The following is a 15,884-nucleotide window of genomic DNA, read 5'->3' on the forward strand; positions in this document are numbered from 1 at the left end:
GCTTGAAGCTGTCGTCGAATGCCCTGCGTTTTTTGGTCATGAATAACTCCTCGATAGATGTATTTTCCACCTATCGGGGTGTCCGGGGAAATTAGACCACTGCAGGGTCGCGCAGCGGCCCCTCTCTTGATCCAGAAAAGAAGCGGGCCTGCTGCGCAGTCCATCGGGGATAAATCCCCTCACCACAGGGGTTTTTGTTGATTTATGGGGTAGGGGTTATGTCCTCATCCCGGCGATGGGCGAGTTGGTAGAGCGCCGGCAAGATCAGCAACGTGAGGATCGTCGAGGAGAGGATTCCGCCGATCACTACGGTGGCGAGCGGCCGCTGCACTTCGGCGCCAGTGCCGGTGGCAAGCGCCATAGGAATAAACCCCAGCGACGCCACCAGTGCGGTCATCAACACCGGCCGCAAACGCGTCAGCGCACCTTCGTGAATGGCATCGGACAGCGACCGCCCCTCCTCCCGCAAATTACGAATGAACGCGATCATCACCAAGCCATTCAACACCGCCACCCCGGACAACGCGATAAACCCGACACCCGCCGAAATCGACAGCGGAATATCGCGCAACCACAGCGCCATGACCCCTCCGGTCAACGCAAACGGAATCCCGGTAAACACCAGCAAACCGTCCTTGAGATTGTTGAACATCATGAACAACAAGCCGAACACCAGCAGCAGCGCAACCGGCACGACAATCTGCAAACGCTTGGCCGCCGATTGCAGTTGTTCGAACTGCCCGCCCCAACTGGTCCAGTAACCGGCTGGAACCTGCACGTCACGTTCGATCACTTCGCCGGCCTCGCTGACAAACGAACCAATATCACGCCCGCGCACGTTGGCGCTGACGATCACCAGACGCTTGCCGTTCTCGCGGCTGACCTGATTCGGCCCGAGCACCAGGTCGAGGCTGGCGACGTCTTGCAGCGCGATAAAGCCGATTTGATTCGCCGCTCCGTTCAAAGGCGCCGGCACCGGAATCAGCAATGCCGACAAGCCGTCGATGTCCTTGCGCATGGCATCGGACAAGCGCACGACCATATCGAAACGCCGGTCACCCTCATACAACGTCCCGGCCTGACGACCACCGACCGCAACCGCAATGGTGTCCTGCACATCACCCACATTCAGCCCATAACGCGCCGCCTTGTCGCGATCGATATTGATGGTCAGCACCGGCAAGCCAGTGGTTTGTTCGACCTTGACTTCAGAGGCGCCGTTAACCTTTTGCATCGCTGCGGCAATCTTCGCCGCCGTGGCATTGAGCACGTCCATGTCATCGCCGAACACCTTCACCGCGACATCGCTGCGTACGCCGGAGATCAGCTCGTTGAAGCGCAACTGGATCGGCTGCGACAGCTCATAGTTACTGCCCGGCAACATCGCGGCAGCGGCTTGCAGCTCGGCCATCAGGATTTCGCGAGACTTGCCTGGGTCCGGCCACTGCTCTTTCGGTTTGAGCATCACGTAGCTGTCGGAGATGTTTGGCGGCATCGGGTCGGAGGCAATTTCGGCGGTGCCGGTGCGGGCAAAGACGCGTTCGACTTCCGGCACCTTCGCCAGAATCAATGTCTCCAGACGCTGCTGCATGTCCACCGATTGCGTCAGGCTCGTACCCGGCACGCGCAACGCCTGCAAGGCAAAATCACCCTCGCTGAGGCTCGGCACAAACTCGCTGCCCATGCGACTGGTGAGCACCCCGCTAAGCACGATCACACCCAACGCCGCGCCCACTGCGATTGCGCGATTGGACATGACCCAGGCCAGCGCCGGCGCATAAACACGACGCGCGCCGCGCATCACCGCACCCTCTTCTTCCTTGACCTTGCCGGTCACGAACAGCGCAATCGCCGCCGGCACAAAGGTCACCGACAACAGCATCGCGCCAAGCAAAGCGATGACCACAGTAAACGCCATCGGGTGGAACATTTTCCCTTCGACACCGCTCAGCGCGAAGATAGGCAAGTACACGACCATGATGATCAACTGGCCGAAAATCAGCGGTCGCCGCGCTTCTTTTGCCGCCGCAAACACCTCCTTGAAACGCTCGGCGCGAGTCAACAAACGACCGTGATGCTGCTGTGCATGGGCCAGCCGTCGCAGGGTGTTTTCAACAATCACCACCGCGCCATCGACGATGATGCCGAAGTCCAGCGCACCGAGGCTCATCAGGTTGGCGCTGACTTTGTTGCTGAACATCCCGGTGAAGGTGAACAGCATCGACAACGGAATCACCATCGCGGTAATCAGCGCCGCGCGGATATTACCGAGGAACAAAAACAGAATCGCGATCACCAGAATCGCGCCTTCGATGAGGTTCTTTTTCACCGTGGCGATGGCTTTGTCGACCAGGTGCGTGCGGTCGTACACCGGCACGGCGATCACTCCTTGCGGCAAGGATTTGTTGATCTGTTCAAGCTTGCTGGCGACCGCTTGCGAGACCGTGCGGCTGTTCTCGCCGATCAGCATGAACACGGTGCCGAGCACCACTTCCCGGCCATTTTCCGTGGCCGCACCGCTGCGCAATTCACGGCCAATTTCCACAGTCGCAACGTTCTTCACCCGGATCGGTGTGCCGTCGACATTGGCCATGACGATGTTGGCAATGTCCTCGGTGCTCGCCACTTGCCCCGGCGCGCGGATCAGCAATTGCTCGCCGCTGCGCTCGATGTACCCGGCGCCGACGTTGGCGTTGTTGCGCTCCAGCGCGGTGACCAGATCGGTGAGCGTCAGCTTGTAGGCGGCCAGGCGTTTCGGGTCCGGCGCAATCTGGTACTCCTTGGCGAAACCGCCGATGGTATTGATCTCGGCAACACCGGGCACGTTGCGCAATTGCGGCTTGATGATCCAGTCCTGAATCACCCGCAGGTCGGTTGGCGTGTAGCTTGTGCCGTCCTCTTTCTGCGCGCCCTCCTTCGCTTCAACCGTCCACAGAAAAATCTCGCCGAGGCCGGTGGAAATCGGCCCCATCATCGCTTCCGCGCCTTCGGGCAATTGCTCCTTGGCGATCTGCAAGCGCTCGTTGACCAACTGACGAGCAAAGAACAGGTCGGTGCCGTCCTTGAAGATCACCGTCACTTGCGACAGGCCCGAGCGCGACAGCGAACGGGTCTGCTCCAGCGCCGGCAAACCGGCCATCGCGGTTTCAATCGGAAAGGTGATGCGCTGCTCGGTTTCCAGCGGCGAGAACCCGGCGGCGCCGGTGTTGATCTGCACCTGGACGTTGGTGATATCGGGCACGGCGTCGATCGGCAGTTTTTGATAACTGGCGATGCCGAGGCCGGCCATAAGCAGAACGGCGAGCAGGACGATAATGCGCTGCTCGATGGCAAACTGGATCAGGCGTTCGAACATGAGGACTTTCCAGAATTAATGAGAGTGCTCGGCCGAGGCTTTGCCCAGTTCCGATTTGAGGACGAAGCTGCCGGCGCTGGCGACTTGTGCGCCCGGTTCCAGGCCTTGAGTGATTTCCACGTGGCCGGCTGCGCGTCTGCCCAGCTCTACCGGCCGCGCTTCGAAGCCGTCATCGGTGCGGACGAACACGGTGGGTTTGTCCTCTACGGTCTGGATCGCGGTCTCCGGTACGGCGACTTTTGCTTCACGGCTGTCAGTGGCGACCAGCGCGGTGACGAACAGGCCTGGCCGCCATGAGCCTTGCGGATTTTCCAGGGTGACGCGAACGGTCGCGGTGCGCGTCTGTTCGCCGAGTAAACTGCCGACGTACGCCACGCTGCCGATCACTTCAGCGTTCAGTTCGGGCGCACTGACGGTCACCGCTTTGCCCACTTGCACCTTGGTCAAATCCTTCGGTGAAACGCCGAACGTCACCCACACCCGCGACAGATCGGAGAGCGTGAACGCCGCCGTGGTTTCATCGACCACCTCGCCCGGCGTCAGGTGTTTTTCCACCACGACACCGTCGAACGGTGCGCGCAGTTCGTAGCGATTGCCGCCGGTGGCGACCACGCTGCCGCTGAGCACGCTGATCTTTTGGCGCGCATTGCTCACAGCGATTTCAGCTTCTTGCAACGCCTGACGCGCCTGGAGGAAATCCTGCTCGGCGGAAATCTTGTCCTGCCAGAGTTTCTTCTCGCGCTCATAGGTGGTGCGCGCCAAGGCCAGGCGCCGTTGCGCGGCAGCCTGTTCGCTGCGCTGATCGGAGATCTGCTGACTGGCAATCACCGCGAGCAACTGGCCCTTCTTCACCGTTTGCCCGAGGTTGACCGCCACTGACTCGACCACCCCCGGCACACGCGGTACGACGTGAGCGGTGCGGTCTTCGTCGAAGCGTACTTCGCCGGGGAACGGCAAGCCGAGGCTGATGTTTCGCGCCCGTGCTTCGGCGAGTTGAATGCCGGCAGCGGTGATTTGTTCGGCGCTCAGTTCGATGTGGCCTTCTTCACCATGCTCGCCTTCGGCTGCGGCACCTTCTTCGGCGTGATCGGCATGCTCGGAAGCCTCGTCGGCATGCGCGTCGATGCTTGCGTTACCTGACCACTGCGAGCCGATACCAATGCCCAGCGCCAACGTCGCCACCGCGACCACCATCAATTTTTTATCCATGCAAACTCCTCTGCGCCGTGCCTGCGCGCAGTGATGTGAAAAGTGAAATTCAAGGGCTGACGGCGAGGTCGCCGAAGATCCGTTCGAGGCGTACGCGGGCGTCGGTCGCTTCGCTGACGGCCTGGATGTATTGGCTGCGGGCGGCGATCAAGGTGCGCTGCGCATCGAGCACATCGAGGAAGCCGAACTTGCCCATTTCAAAGCCGCGCGTGGCGCTGTCGACCGCACGTTGCGCGGCGGGCAGGATGGTCTGGTTGAAGGCTGTGACTTCGCCGTTGGCTGTCTGCCATTGCGCAAGGCTGGTCTGGATTTCCGTGCGCAAGCGCAGCTCGGTGGCGTTGCGCAGATCCCGTGCCTGATCGGTGCGACGCGCGGCGGCGAGCACGTTGCCTTGATTGCGGTTGAACAACGGAATCGGCATCGACAGCCCGACCACGTTGACCCGTTCGCGCTCGGTTTCGCTGTATTGGCTGCCGAGGCTCACGGTCAGGTCGGGGATGCGCTGGGACTTTTCCAGGCCCAGCGATGCTTCGCGCTGATCGATCTGCAACGTGGCCAGACGTAGCTCGGCGGTCTCGTTCAAACGGTCCAGCAACTTGGTCGGTGGCGGGACGGCCGGCATGCTTTGCGTAGCTGCCTGCACCTTGGTCGATGTCGGCAATGGTGTGCCCATGACTTGCGCCAATTGCTGATAGGCATTGGCCTGATCGCGTTCGGCGCGGCTCACTTCCAGGCGCACTTCCGAGAGCTGCACTTGCGCACGCGTGCCTTCGACCGGCGACGATTTACCCGCCTCGATCCGCCCTTGCGCCACCCGCAAACCGTGCTCGGCCAGTTGCCGGGATTGACGCGATAACTGCAAGCGTTGCTGCGCGGTTTGCGCATTGTTGAACGCCTGAATCACATCGGCACGCAAGGCGTTGCGCTTGCGCTCAAGTTCAATGCCGGCGGCGTCCTGCGCGCGGCTGGCGACATCGATGCGTGCACCGCGTTTGCCACCCAGTTCGATCGGCTGACTGAGCATCACCGTGGTGGTGCGCGAATTGCGCCGGGTGTCTTCGGCCTCCCACGACACTTCGGGGTTGGGGATGAGACCGGCCTGCTGGCGGTCACCTTCGGCAATGCCGATTTCCCATTGCGCAGCGGCCAGATCCGGGTTGCCGGCGAAGGCGCTGTACAGGGCTTGATCCAGCGTCAACGTCGAGGCATTCGCCACGCTGGCACTGACCAATAACAGCAGGCCGCCGAGTGTTTTTTGCAGGCGTGATCGCGCCGTCAGTTCAATTAAACCGGGCAATGGCAGACTTCCTTTATTCAAGAATCTTTGATGCCGTCACGGTAGGGTTTTGAACTTATCGACAAGGTGACTGGAACATTACAAATCCGTTATCCACGGTTTGTACAAGTTGATTTGATCTACGATGCGGAGTGCCAACAGCGTTGTAGCAATACATCGAAACAAATGCTCTGCAGTTATCCGCCGAACAGTACTTGCCGGAATCAAAGTCGTGGGAAACTCGACCCTTATGCTGCGACAGCCTGTCGCAGACAGCCGATTTAAAGCCGTCAAGCGTTGACTCTGTAGTCACTTCAGCCTTTACCGTGCACGCCATTCATTGATTCAACTCCGTCCGGAAGTCCTTACAAAAACAACAACTATCCCGGCCACCTTACTTAAATACCCATTAAATATAAGTGGTGAAAGATCATGCGAATCCTTGTCGTTGAGGACGAGCTTAAAGCTGCCGAATACTTGCATCAGGGTTTGACCGAAAGTGGTTATGTCGTTGATCACGCGGGCACTGGTGCCGATGGCTTGCATCTGGCGCAACAGCAAGCCTATGACTTGATTATTCTTGACGTGAATTTGCCGGAACTCGACGGTTGGGGCGTGCTGGAACAACTGCGCCGCACTCACTCCACGCGGGTGATGATGCTCACCGCGCGTGGGCGTCTGGCGGACAAGATTCGTGGCCTCGATCTGGGCGCCGACGACTATCTGGTCAAACCGTTCGAATTCCCCGAACTGCTCGCGCGGGTACGCACCTTGATGCGTCGCAGCGAAAACATTCCGCTGCCACAGGTGCTGAAAGTCGCGGACCTGGAACTCGACCCGGGCCGCCATCGCGCGTTTCGCGGCGCGCAGCGCATCGACCTGACCACCAAGGAGTTCGCCCTGCTGCATCTGCTGATGCGCCAGTCCGGCGAAGTGCTGACGCGCACGCAAATCATCTCGCTGGTCTGGGACATGAATTTCGACTGCGACACCAATGTGGTCGAAGTGTCGATCCGCCGTTTGCGGGCGAAGATCGACGACCCGTTCGACAGCAAACTGATCCACACCCTGCGCGGTGTCGGCTACGTGCTGGAGGCGCGCGAATGAAACCGGCCAGCCTGTCGATGCGCCTGGGTTTGACGGTGAGTATTCTCGGCGCGCTGTTGGTGGTGTTCCTGGCGATCCTGGCTTTTTTCGCCCTGACCCATGAGCTGAACTCGCTTGCCAGAGACAGCCTGGAAAAGAAAATGGCGCAGGTTGAACACAGCTTGTCGCTGTACGTCGACGCCAATGAAATCAGCGGCAAGCCGCATATTCTGCTGGATCAGGTGATGGGGCATGACAACCTCACGCTGACCATTTACGACCGCCTCAACCAGCGCTCGCCGCTGCTCAAATCCGGTTCAGGCTTGAGCGAACCACGGGTTGAATTGAAAGCGGTGCGCGCGACCACTGATCAACTGGCCTACAGCGACAGCACTGACGCGGAAGGCAAGAAATTCCTCACCGCCTCGAAACTGATTCGCCTCAAGGACGGCAGCAGCGTGCCGGTGTTGCTGTCGGTGGATAATGCGCACGATGAGGCGTTGCTCAGCGCCTACCTGCGCTCGACGCTGATTGCCTTGCCGCTGTTGCTGGTATTCATCGGCCTCACGGCTTGGGGCGCGGTGCAACGCGGGTTGGCGCCGATGCGCGAATTTCGCAAAGTCGCGGCGATGGTCTCGACCCAGGATCTCGATCATCGGCTGTCGGTGGTGGACATGCCACAGGAGCTGAGCGAACTGGCGCACGGCATCAACTTCATGCTGCATCGACTGGACGCCGGGGTGCAGCAACTGTCGCAGTTCTCCGATGATCTGGCGCATGAGCTGCGCACGCCGATCAATAACCTGATGGGCAAGGCGCAAGTGACGCTCTCACGCGAACGCAGCGTGGAGGAATACAAGGATGTGCTGGTGTCGTGCACCGAAGAACTGGAGCGCGTGGCGCGGATCGTTTCCGACATGTTGTTTCTGGCGCAGGTGAGTCATCCGTCAGCGCTGGCGCCGTTTGAATCGGTGGCGCTGGAGGTTGAAGTGACGAAAGTGGCGGAGATGTTTTCGTTGTCGGCGCAGGATAAGGGCATTCATTTGAACGTGGTCGGGAGCGCGACGGTGCTGGGTGATCGGCTGATGATTCAGCGGGCGATTTCCAATTTGTTGTCGAATGCTTTGCGGCACTGCCCCAACGGGAAAACCGTCACGTTGCTGATCGAACAAGGTACGACCCAGGCCTCCCTGCTGGTCAGCAACCCTGGCGCCGGGATTGAGGCGCAACACCTGCCACATCTGTTCGACCGCTTCTACCGCGTCGACAGCAGCCGCTCACGCTCGCAGGGCAGCACCGGGTTGGGCCTGGCGATCGTGCGCTCGATCATGAGCCTGCATCAGGGAGTGGCGGAGGTTAAGAGCTTGCCGGGGGTGATGACCGTGTTTCGCCTAGGCTTCCCCACCCCCGAATCATCCCTGTAGGAGCTGCCGCAGGCTGCGATCTCTTGCTCTTGTTTTTAAATCAAGATCAAAAGATCGCAGCCTGCGGCAGCTCCTACATTGATTTTCGGACATCGTGTCGGTCGTCATTTTTGTACGATTTTTTACCGATTTGCTCCCGTCCCCACACAAACACCGAAAGCTCTCGCCGCAACCTCCGTTTTGTCCTACAGCCAGTTTTGAGTAGATAGCTCTATGGTGGAGGCCTTGGCAGATGGAATACCGACGAGAGGCTAAAAATGAACAGGGATATCGTTTGCGAATGGGCTGAAGAAGTCTATGGTTTGGCAGCGTTGAAATATTCTGGCTATATTTGTCCAGAATACAGGGGTGAGCTGATGATCATCGTTCCGCTGGCTGAAGCCAAAAACAATTTATCCAAACTCGTCGATGATGCCGCTGCTGGCCAAGTCATCACGATTGCCAAGCATGGGCGGGCGATGGCTCGCCTCGTTCCCGTAGGAAAACCCAGCGCTCAGCGTATTGGCGCAATGAAGGGCAAACTGGTGTTGCCCGACGATTTCGACTCACCACTGCCCGATGACATGCTTGATGCATTTGAGGGCACTCAAGTATGAGGCTGCTGCTCGACACGCACATTTTGCTCTGGACGCTCAGTGATGACGCCAGACTGTCCGGCAAAGCCAGAAAATTGATTGAGAACGCCGCCGAAATCTATATTAGCGCCGCCACCTTCTGGGAAATGGCGATCAAGGTCGGGCTCGGCAAGCTGAATGTTGATCTGGAAGAAGTCCGCCAATATTGTCTCGACAGTGGCTTTATCGAATTGCCAGTGACTGCAGAACACGCCATCGCCGTGAAGGATCTTGAGCACCATCATCGCGATCCGTTTGACCGCATTATCGTAGCCACAGCAATGACTGAACCAATGAAGTTGCTCACGGCTGATGCTTTGGTTGCTCGGTACACCGATCTGGCTGTTCTGGTCTGATCAAGACACATCCGTACCGATAAACATCAATGCTGGCTGTCAGACCGCAATCGGTGGCAGCCATCTCCCACAGGGATCTGCTGTGTATGCGGGATGCTGGGCTCCACGGGTACCTGTGGGAGCCTGGCTTGCCAGCGATGGCGGTGGGTCAGTCGATATCTTTTTTGGTCTGGCACACCGCTATCGCGAGCAGGCTCACTCCTACAGGATTTGCGGTGTACGCAGCCTCTGTGAACGACACAGAAACCTGTAGGAGTGAGCCTGCTCGCGATTGCGGTCGATCAGGCACAAAAAAAACGGCACCTTCCGGTGCCGTTCGCCGTTCACATTTCAACTGTTATTTGCGTGCATCCGCCCAGGATTTCAGCAGTTCGTTGTAGCTCACGGTCTCGCCCTTCGGCTTCTCGTTGGCCAGTTTCGGTTTCGGTGCGCCCGGTTGATCAAACCAGTATTGCGCATCGCGTTCCGGGTTCATTTTCGGTGCGCACACCGCCTGAGCCTTGGAGCGTTCGAGGCGCGTCATGATCGCGTCCTGATCCTTGGCCAAACCATCCAGCGCTTGTTGCGGGGTCTTCTCGCCGCTGGCCGCTTCGGCGATGTGGCTCCACCACAATTGCGCCAGGCGCGGATAGTCCGGCACGTTGGTCCCGGTCGGGGTCCATTGCACGCGGGCCGGGCTGCGGTAGAACTCGACCAGACCACCGAGTTTCGGTGCCAGATCGGTCATCGCCTGCGAGTTGATGTCCGACTCGCGAATCGGCGTCAGGCCGACGATGGTTTTCTTCAGCGACACGGTTTTCGAAGTGACGAACTGCGCGTACAGCCACGCCGCCAGTTTCTGTTTCTCAGGCGTGGATTTCATGAACGTCCACGAACCCACGTCCTGATAACCGAGCTTCATGCCCTCCTCCCAATACGGCCCGCGTGGCGATGGCGCCATCCGCCATTTCGGCGTGCCGTCGGCGTTGACCACCGGCAGACCCGGTTTGGTCATGTCGGCGGTGAACGCGGTGTACCAGAAAATCTGCTGGGCGATGTTGCCCTGCGACGGTACTGGCCCCGACTCGGAGAAGGTCATACCCGCCGCTTCCGGTGGCGCGTAAGCCTTCAGCCAATCGACATATTTTTGCGTGGCGAACACCGCCGCCGGGCCGTTGGTGTCGCCGCCACGGGTCACGCTGGAGCCGACCGGGTGGCAATCCTCGACACGAATCCCCCACTCGTCCACCGGCAAACCATTCGGGATGCCCTTGTCGCCGCCACCGGCCATGGAGAACCAGGCATCGGTGAAGCGCCAGCCCAGCGACGGGTCTTTCTTGCCGTAATCCATGTGCCCGTAAACGCGCTTGCCGTCGATTTCCTTGACGTCTTCGCTGAAGAATTTGGCGATGTCTTCATAGGCGGACCAGTTCACCGGCACGCCCAATTCGTAGCCGTACTTTTCCTTGAACTTGGCTTTCAGATCGGCGCGCTCAAACCAGTCAGCGCGGAACCAGTACAGGTTGGCGAATTGCTGGTCGGGCAGTTGATAGATCTTGCCGTCCGGCGCGGTGGTGAACGAGATGCCGATGAAGTCCTTGATGTCGAGGGTTGGCGAGGTGAAGTTCTTGCCTTCGTTGGCCATCAGGTCGGTGATCGATTCGGTTTTGCCGTAGCGAAAGTGCGTACCGATCAGGTCCGAGTCGTTGACCCAGCCGTCATAGATGTTTTTGTCGGACTGCATCACCGTCTGCATTTTCTCGACCACGTCGCCTTCTTGCAGCAGGTCGTGGGTGAGCTTGATCCCGGTGATTTCGGTGAAGGCCTTGGCCAGCACTTTCGACTCGTATTCGTGGGTGGTCAGGGTCTCGGAAACGACCTTGATGTCCATGCCGCGAAACGGCTCGGCCGCCTTGATGAACCACTTCAATTCTTCGAGCTGCTGTTCAGCCGTCAGGGTCGACGGTTTGAATTCACTGCCGATCCATTTTTTCGCCGCGTCTTCGTAGGCATCGGCCCACGCGGCGGCGCTCAAACCGCTGAGTGCCAGCATGGCTGCCAATGAAATGCTATGTCGCAGCTTATTGTTTTTGTCGAACATAGAGACCTCCTGTTTAGGATTTCGGAGCACGGTTGCCGAACGACTCGACTAGCCCCAACGCATCACAGCCAACAGCCACACCAGGGACAACGCGGACGCCACCCAGATGCTCCAGTCGGTGGCGCCGATCACCAGCAAATGCAGGTAGGCGCTGCCGAGAAGACCGATAAACAAGCGATCGCCACGGGTGGTGGCAATCGGTAGAAAACCTCGCCGCAGGATGCTCGGCGAACGCAATTCCCAAGTGGTCATGCCGACCAGAATCAGGCCGATGACGATGAAGAATGCGGCTGTCGGGGTGGTCCAACTCATCCATTCCATCATCAGCTCCTCAAACCCGACCGAGGGCAAAGCCCTTGGCCACGTGGTTGCGAACAAACCAGATCACCAGCATGCCCGGCAGAATGGTCAACACCCCCGCCGCCGCCAGCACACCCCAATCGATTCCCGACGCCGACACTGTGCGGGTCATCACCGCCGCAATCGGCTTGGCGTTTACCGAGGTCAACGTGCGCGCCAGCAGCAATTCGACCCAGGAAAACATGAAGCAGAAAAACGCCGTGACACCGATCCCGGAGCCAATCAGCGGGATGAAAATCTTCACGAAGAACTTGGGAAAACTGTAGCCGTCGATGTAGGCGGTTTCGTCGATTTCCTTGGGCACGCCGGACATGAAGCCTTCGAGAATCCACACCGCCAGCGGCACGTTAAACAGGCAATGCGCCAAAGCCACGGCGATGTGCGTATCGAACAGCCCAATCGACGAATACAATTGAAAAAACGGCAGCAAGAACACCGCCGGTGGCGCCATACGGTTGGTCAGCAACCAGAAGAACAGGTGTTTGTCGCCGAGAAAACGATAGCGCGAAAACGCATAGGCCGCCGGCAGCGCCACGCTCAGCGAGATCACCGTGTTCAAACTCACGTAATACAGCGAGTTGAGATAGCCGTTGTACCAACTCGGATCGGTGAAGATCACCTTGTAGTTCGCCAGCGTAAAGTCCTGTGGGAAAAGCGTCAGGCCGCCGAGGATTTCGGTGTTGCTCTTGAAGGACATGTTCAGCAGCCAGTAGATCGGCACCAGCAGGAACAGAATGTACACCAGCAACGGAATAAGCTTTCTTTTGCTCATGGCCGGGCCTCAGCGGTTGGCGTCGGAGTGCGTCATGGCGGTGTAGAACAGCCAGGACACCAACAGGATGATCAGGAAGTACACCAGCGAAAACGCCGCTGCCGGACCGAGGTCGAATTGCCCTACGGCCATCTGGGTCAGCGTCTGACTCAAGAAGGTCGTGGCATTGCCCGGCCCGCCGCCGGTGAGCACGAACGGCTCGGTGTAGATCATGAAACTGTCCATGAAACGCAGCATCACTGCGATCAGCAGCACGCTCTTCAACTTGGGCAACTGAATGTGCCTGAACACCGCCCAGGCTGAGGCTCGATCGATGCGCGCCGCTTGGTAATACACGTCGGGAATCGCGCGCAGACCGGAGAAGCACAGCAACGCAACCAGTGAAGTCCAGTGCCAGACATCCATCACCAGCACCGTTACCCAGGCGTCCATGGTGTTGGCCGCGTAGTTGTAGCTGATGCCCATCGCGTTGAGGCTCGACCCAAGCAAACCAATGTCCGCACGACCGAAAATCTGCCAGATCGTACCGACCACGTTCCACGGAATCAGCAGCGGAATCGCCAGAATGATCAGCACCACCGACGACCAGCGGCCCTTGGTCGGCATGGTCAGGGCGACGGCGATGCCCAGCGGAATTTCAATCAACAACACGCACGCTGAATAGATGAACTGACGCAGCAACGAGTCGTGCAGACGCGGATCGAGCAGCACCTGCTTGTACCAGTCGGCGCCGACGAAATAGCGGCTGGACTGGTCGAAGATGTCCTGCACCGAATAGTTGACCACGGTCATCATCGGGATCACCGCACTGAATGCCACCAGCAGGAACACCGGCAACACCAGCCACCAGGCCTTGTTGTTCTGCACCTTGTTCATGGCTGCACCTCATCACCGGTTTCAAGCAGAAACTCATCGGCATAGACCATCAGCCACTGCGCCGGAAAACTGATGTACGCGGTGCCCTGCGGCACCGGTTTGTCTTCGGCCAGGCGCACTTTCAGCGGTGCGCCGTCTAGATCGAGGGTCATGATCTTGTAGGTGCCGAGGTCTTCGACGTGTACGACCCTGGCCTGCATCGCGTCATCAAACGGCTCGTCCCACACGTGAATAAACTCAGGTCGGATGCCGACCTTCAGATTTTTCCACTGGCCGTGTTCGATATGTCGCTGCATCGCGTCGGACAACGGCAAATGTGTCGAGGCGAAACCGACGCCGCCGGGTTGTGGCTGCACCTCGATCAGGTTCATGCCGGGGCTGCCGATGAAATAGCCGACAAAGGTATGGCTCGGCCGTTCGAACAATTCCCGTGGCGTGCCGAACTGCACAATCTGGCCGCCGTACATCACCGCAATCTTGTCGGCGAAGGTCGAGGCTTCCAGTTGATCGTGGGTGACATAGACCATGGTGATGTTGAACTGCTCGTGGATCTGCTTGAGCTTGCGCCGCAGTTTCCACTTCAGGTGCGGGTCGATCACCGTCAGCGGTTCATCGAAAAGAATCGCCGAAACGTCGTCACGCACCAGGCCTCGGCCCATCGAAACTTTCTGTTTTTCGTCGGCGGTGAGGTTGCGCGCCTTTTTGCTCAGCAGGTTTTGCAGGTCGAGGACTTCGGCAATTTCCTGCACCTTGCTGTGTACTTTCGCCTCGGCCATGCCCTGATTGCGCAGGGGGAAGGCGAGGTTATCGAACACGGTCATGGTGTCGTAGACCACCGGAAACTGGAAAACCTGAGCGATGTTGCGCTTCTCCGGCGTCAGGTCGTTAACCGCTTTGCCGTCAAACAGCACATGGCCCTGCGAAGGGCTGAGCAATCCGGAAATGATGTTGAGCAAGGTCGACTTGCCGCAACCCGACGGCCCGAGCAAGGCATAGGCGCCGCCCTGCTCCCAGACGTGATCCATCTCGCGAATCGCGTAATCCTCGGCGCCGCTCGGGGTCTTGCTGTAGCTGTGGGCGAGGTGCTGCAAACGGATTTCGGCCATCAGGCAACCCTCGCGACACGCCGGCCCGGTGCTTGCACCAGACGGCCCTGCGCATCGAAAACGAACAGTTTGTGGGTCGGGATGTAAATGCGGATCGGCGCATCGACGTCGTATTCGTGAACACCGGGCAGGTGCAGCACCAGCAGAAAATGCTCGTTGCGCACGTGCAGAAAGGTTTCCGAACCGCTGATCTCGGCGACTTCGACGGTGACCGCCAGCTCGAGGTCATCATCGTTGCTCGGCACCAGCGAGATGTGGCTGGGGCGCACACCGAATCGGAACTCGCCCTCGCCTACTGGACGCAGATCGACGTTCAACGGGAAGTGCACAAAATTGGCGAAGCTGACTTCGTTGCCGGCGATGCGCCCCGGCATCAGGTTGATCGGTGGTTCGGAGAACAGCTCAGCCGCAAGTACGGTTTGTGGCTGGTGATACACCGAAGTCGACGGGCCGCTCTGAATCACCCGGCCTTCGTGAAGAATCGTCGTGGTGCCGCCGAGTGCCAGCGCTTCGTTGGGCTCGGTGGTGGCATAAATGGCGATGGTGTGGCGCGCCTTGAACAGCTCGCGCATTTCCTGACGCAGTTCTTCGCGCAGTTTGTAGTCGAGGTTGACCAGCGGTTCATCGAAGAGGATCAGCTCGGCATCCTTGACCAGCGCGCGAGCCATGGCCGTGCGTTGCTGTTGGCCGCCGGACAACTCCAGCGGATAGCGCTGCAGAAACTTCTCGATGCGCAGCATCTTCGCGGTTTCTTGCACTTTGCTGTGGATGATCTCTTTCGACACACCGGCCTGACGCAGCGGCGAGGCGATGTTCTCGAACACGGTCATGGTCGGGTAGTTGATGAACTGCTGATAGACCATCGACACGTTGCGCAGGCGCACCGGGCGTTGGGTGACGTCGACGCCGTTCATCAGGATGCGGCCGCTGTCGGGCTTGTCCAACCCGGCCATTAAACGCATGAGGCTGGTTTTGCCGGACAGCGTGCGGCCAAGCAAAACGTTGAACGAACCGGGTTCGAATTTCAGGCAGGCATCGTCGATCCAGGTCTGGCCCTCGACGGTGCGGCTGACGTGCTCCAGGGTGAGTGACATGGCTCGGCCTTTTTATTATTGGAGTCAAGCGACCTGTGCACAGGAGCGAGTTTCGTGCCAGAAATATTAAGTGATTGATTTGTCGCGAAAATCGGTGAAAGCGTGGGGAAACGGCGTTCATTGCTGAACACATTTGAACAGTTGGCCGATTGACAATGAACAATAGTGAACAACACTCTATGAACGCTTTTTGCGAACCGATCCCCCTGTAGGAGCTGCCGCAGGCTGCGATCTTTTGATCTTGATTGTCAAAAAACAGGATCAAAAGATCGCAGC

Annotated in this window: 13 protein-coding genes; 4 read left to right on the forward strand and 9 right to left on the reverse strand. The window is 58.9% G+C overall.

Going from position 1 to position 15,884, the window contains the following annotated elements; genetic code table 11:
- Positions 1 to 202: 202 nt before the first annotated feature.
- The 3 genes from PMI37_RS18770 to PMI37_RS18780 are packed head-to-tail and all read right to left on the reverse strand — an operon-like array spanning position 203 to position 5,861.
- A complete protein-coding gene (locus PMI37_RS18770) occupies positions 203 to 3,355 on the reverse strand; it encodes a CusA/CzcA family heavy metal efflux RND transporter (RefSeq protein WP_008083726.1) in 3,153 nt (1,050 codons plus the stop codon).
- A 15-nt stretch (positions 3,356 to 3,370) separates the two neighbouring features.
- A complete protein-coding gene (locus PMI37_RS18775) occupies positions 3,371 to 4,564 on the reverse strand; it encodes an efflux RND transporter periplasmic adaptor subunit (protein WP_008083728.1) in 1,194 nt (397 codons plus the stop codon).
- A gap of 49 nt (positions 4,565 to 4,613) precedes the next feature.
- Complete coding sequence (locus PMI37_RS18780; RefSeq protein WP_008083730.1) at positions 4,614 to 5,861, reverse strand: TolC family protein; 1,248 nt, start codon at positions 5,859 to 5,861, stop codon at positions 4,614 to 4,616.
- Positions 5,862 to 6,272: 411 nt separating this feature from the next.
- Between PMI37_RS18780 and PMI37_RS18785 the strand changes: the two genes are divergently transcribed.
- From PMI37_RS18785 to PMI37_RS18800, 4 genes are all read left to right on the forward strand, one after another.
- Positions 6,273 to 6,947: a heavy metal response regulator transcription factor gene (locus PMI37_RS18785; protein WP_008083732.1), complete on the forward strand. Its 675-nt coding sequence runs from the start codon at positions 6,273 to 6,275 to the stop codon at positions 6,945 to 6,947.
- Entirely contained in the window at positions 6,944 to 8,350 is a 1,407-nt protein-coding gene (locus tag PMI37_RS18790) for a heavy metal sensor histidine kinase (RefSeq protein ID WP_008083734.1), read from the forward strand. Before PMI37_RS18785 ends, PMI37_RS18790 begins: the two co-directional genes overlap by 4 nt.
- Positions 8,351 to 8,607: 257 nt before the next feature.
- Positions 8,608 to 8,946, forward strand: coding sequence for a type II toxin-antitoxin system Phd/YefM family antitoxin (locus tag PMI37_RS18795; protein WP_008083736.1), 339 nt, complete (start codon positions 8,608 to 8,610; stop codon positions 8,944 to 8,946).
- Complete coding sequence (locus PMI37_RS18800) at positions 8,943 to 9,320, forward strand: type II toxin-antitoxin system VapC family toxin (RefSeq protein ID WP_008083738.1); 378 nt, start codon at positions 8,943 to 8,945, stop codon at positions 9,318 to 9,320. Before PMI37_RS18795 ends, PMI37_RS18800 begins: the two co-directional genes overlap by 4 nt.
- Positions 9,321 to 9,657: 337 nt before the next feature.
- Here PMI37_RS18800 and PMI37_RS18805 read toward each other — a convergent pair whose 3' ends face one another.
- Genes PMI37_RS18805 through PMI37_RS18830 form a run of 6 tightly spaced genes read right to left on the reverse strand, consistent with a single transcriptional unit; the run spans position 9,658 to position 15,608 of the window.
- Complete coding sequence (locus tag PMI37_RS18805; protein ID WP_008083741.1) at positions 9,658 to 11,400, reverse strand: ABC transporter substrate-binding protein; 1,743 nt, start codon at positions 11,398 to 11,400, stop codon at positions 9,658 to 9,660.
- A 48-nt stretch (positions 11,401 to 11,448) separates the two neighbouring features.
- Entirely contained in the window at positions 11,449 to 11,721 is a 273-nt protein-coding gene (locus PMI37_RS18810; RefSeq protein ID WP_007912485.1) for a DUF2160 domain-containing protein, read from the reverse strand.
- 10 nt (positions 11,722 to 11,731) lie between these two features.
- A complete protein-coding gene (locus PMI37_RS18815) occupies positions 11,732 to 12,532 on the reverse strand; it encodes a carbohydrate ABC transporter permease (RefSeq protein WP_008083745.1) in 801 nt (266 codons plus the stop codon).
- A 9-nt stretch (positions 12,533 to 12,541) separates the two neighbouring features.
- Positions 12,542 to 13,408: a carbohydrate ABC transporter permease gene (locus tag PMI37_RS18820; protein ID WP_007912484.1), complete on the reverse strand. Its 867-nt coding sequence runs from the start codon at positions 13,406 to 13,408 to the stop codon at positions 12,542 to 12,544.
- Positions 13,405 to 14,514, reverse strand: coding sequence for an ABC transporter ATP-binding protein (locus PMI37_RS18825; RefSeq protein ID WP_008083746.1), 1,110 nt, complete (start codon positions 14,512 to 14,514; stop codon positions 13,405 to 13,407). The genes PMI37_RS18820 and PMI37_RS18825 overlap by 4 nt, the downstream gene beginning before the upstream one ends.
- Entirely contained in the window at positions 14,514 to 15,608 is a 1,095-nt protein-coding gene (locus PMI37_RS18830) for an ABC transporter ATP-binding protein (protein WP_007912480.1), read from the reverse strand. The genes PMI37_RS18825 and PMI37_RS18830 overlap by 1 nt, the downstream gene beginning before the upstream one ends.
- Between the last annotated feature and the right edge of the window lie 276 nt (positions 15,609 to 15,884).

It is taken from the genome of Pseudomonas sp. GM80 (assembly GCF_000282515.1).
Lineage (GTDB): Bacteria > Pseudomonadota > Gammaproteobacteria > Pseudomonadales > Pseudomonadaceae > Aquipseudomonas.

Excerpts from the sequence above, each read along its gene's own strand:
- PMI37_RS18790 (WP_008083734.1), top strand. The coding sequence starts at position 6,944 with ATGAAACCGGCCAGCCTGTCGATGCGCCTGGGTTTGACGGTGAGTATT.
- PMI37_RS18785 (WP_008083732.1), top strand. The coding sequence starts at position 6,273 with ATGCGAATCCTTGTCGTTGAGGACGAGCTTAAAGCTGCCGAATACTTG.
- PMI37_RS18810 (WP_007912485.1), bottom strand. The coding sequence starts at position 11,721 with ATGGAATGGATGAGTTGGACCACCCCGACAGCCGCATTCTTCATCGTC.
- PMI37_RS18815 (WP_008083745.1), bottom strand. The coding sequence starts at position 12,532 with ATGAGCAAAAGAAAGCTTATTCCGTTGCTGGTGTACATTCTGTTCCTG.
- PMI37_RS18775 (WP_008083728.1), bottom strand. The coding sequence starts at position 4,564 with ATGGATAAAAAATTGATGGTGGTCGCGGTGGCGACGTTGGCGCTGGGC.
- PMI37_RS18825 (WP_008083746.1), bottom strand. The coding sequence starts at position 14,514 with ATGGCCGAAATCCGTTTGCAGCACCTCGCCCACAGCTACAGCAAGACC.
- PMI37_RS18795 (WP_008083736.1), top strand. The coding sequence starts at position 8,608 with ATGAACAGGGATATCGTTTGCGAATGGGCTGAAGAAGTCTATGGTTTG.
- PMI37_RS18830 (WP_007912480.1), bottom strand. The coding sequence starts at position 15,608 with ATGTCACTCACCCTGGAGCACGTCAGCCGCACCGTCGAGGGCCAGACC.
- PMI37_RS18770 (WP_008083726.1), bottom strand. The coding sequence starts at position 3,355 with ATGTTCGAACGCCTGATCCAGTTTGCCATCGAGCAGCGCATTATCGTC.
- PMI37_RS18800 (WP_008083738.1), top strand. The coding sequence starts at position 8,943 with ATGAGGCTGCTGCTCGACACGCACATTTTGCTCTGGACGCTCAGTGAT.
- PMI37_RS18820 (WP_007912484.1), bottom strand. The coding sequence starts at position 13,408 with ATGAACAAGGTGCAGAACAACAAGGCCTGGTGGCTGGTGTTGCCGGTG.
- PMI37_RS18805 (WP_008083741.1), bottom strand. The coding sequence starts at position 11,400 with ATGTTCGACAAAAACAATAAGCTGCGACATAGCATTTCATTGGCAGCC.